Genomic DNA, 1,746 nt, shown 5'->3' with positions numbered 1-1,746 from the left:
ATCCCTTGGATGGGCCTTGTCAGAAGAACTTCGCTTGAGGCGGAGCAGGCGGCTGGCTAGGCTCCCCGCATGACCAAGCGCAGCCCCTTCAAGTACTTCAAGACCAGCTCCGAGATCATTCGCCTGGCGGTGATGATGTATGTCCGCTTCCCGCTGTCGCTGCGGAACGTCGAAGATCTGCTGCACGAGCGCGGCGTCGACGTCAGCCACGAGACGGTGCGCTTCTGGTGGCAGCGCTTCGGTCCGATGTTCGCGGGCGAGAACCGCAAGCGTCGGATCGAAGGTATGCAATCGAGCCGCTGGCGCTGGCACCTCGACGAGATGTTCGTGAAGATCAACGGCGAGCAGCACTACCTCTGGCGGGCGGTCGATCATGAGGGCGAAGTGCTGGAAAGCTTCGTCACGAAGACGCGGGACAAGAAGGCCGCGCTGAAATTCCTCAGAAAAGCAATGAAAAAGCACGGGCGAGCAGATGTCCTCGTGACGGACAAGCTTCGCTCCTACGGTGCGGCCCTGAAGGACCTCGGCATGGCGGACCGGCAGGAGACCGGTCGGTGGCTGAACAACCGCGCGGAGAATTCGCACCTGCCGTTCCGACGACGCGAGAGGGCCATGCAGCGCTTCCGGCGGATGCGAAGTCTGCAGAAGTTCGCCGCCGTCCACGCCTCCGTCTCGAACCACTTCAACCAGCAACGTAGCCTCTCCAGCCGAGACATCTTCAAGACGAACCGCGCCGCCGCTCTCGCCGAGTGGCGCGGTCTTTGCGCCGGATAATGGCCAGGCCCCCTGCCCTTCCTGAGACTGGTTCGAATTGGTCTGACACCACCGCCACTTGCCCCCGCGAAAGCGTTCTCCCGATCCGGCGGCGGCCGGATTTTCCCGTTGTTTTCGAGGGTTATGCGGGAGGGGCTGAGCACCGCCCCCTGCGCTATGTGGCCCGGAAGCGGTCTCTGAGGCCGATATTCTCCGGACCTCATGACTGCGCAGCTTCGGTTCAGACCAATATGTCTCTGTTTTTTGTAAATTTTTTTTGGCTCCACACGAGAGCCTCTTTGTAATTGCCATATGCACCCGAACGGTACTGGCGTCTAACCACGCATCCTGCGGGTGGACCCCTTCCTCGGTTGCGGAGGGATAGAGCCAACGGTCAGACCGAGTCAGTATGTCTTGTAAAAGGCCTCGGCCTCGAACTTCACAAACTCCTCGGTCTTGTCGGTGCTTCGGCTCACCACCTGCCAAGGCTCTAGCCTAGCTGTTCCGTCCCGGATGATCACCTTTCCCCGCGACGATCCGCGCTCTTCATGGCAAGATCGGTTCTGAGGGACCTTCGAGACGGGGCACGACCATGCTGATACATCTTCACAAGCAGGCCACGACCACGCCGAAGGTGCGGGCGGCGATCCAGGCGAGCACGGAGCCTGCTCCGGTCCTGGCCGAGCGCTTCGGCATAACGGAGCAGACCGTTTACAAGTGGCGCAAGCGCGACAGCGTCGCGGATCGCAGCCACACGCCGCACAGGCTCCAGACGACGCTGACACCACCGCAGGAGGCCGTCGCGGTGGCCCTGCGAAAGGCGCTGCTGGTGTCGCTGGATGATCTGCTGGCGGTTGTGCGGGAGTTCCTGAACCCGAACGCCTCGCGCTCGGGGCTGGATCGCTGCCTGCGCCGGCATGGAGTGGGGAACCTGCGCGACCTGAAGACCAAGGCGGCCAAGCCGAAGCACAGCGCCTTCAAGGCCTACGAGCC

General features: G+C 62.4%; 1 protein-coding gene and 1 pseudogene. Both read left to right on the top strand.

Going from position 1 to position 1,746, the window contains the following annotated elements; translation table 11 throughout:
- The first annotated feature begins 69 nt into the window (after positions 1-69).
- Positions 70-774, top strand: a complete 705-nt coding sequence (locus JSE7799_RS00720; protein ID WP_055661882.1) for an IS6 family transposase — start codon at positions 70-72, stop codon at positions 772-774.
- A gap of 571 nt (positions 775-1,345) precedes the next feature.
- A pseudogene (locus JSE7799_RS00715) lies at positions 1,346-1,746 on the top strand (helix-turn-helix domain-containing protein); the annotation flags it as partial.

It is taken from the genome of Jannaschia seosinensis, from assembly GCF_001408515.1.
Taxonomy (GTDB): Bacteria; Pseudomonadota; Alphaproteobacteria; order Rhodobacterales; family Rhodobacteraceae; genus Jannaschia; species Jannaschia seosinensis.
Note: the sequence above shows the minus strand (reverse complement) of the source record. Positions and strands in the feature narration are given on the sequence as shown.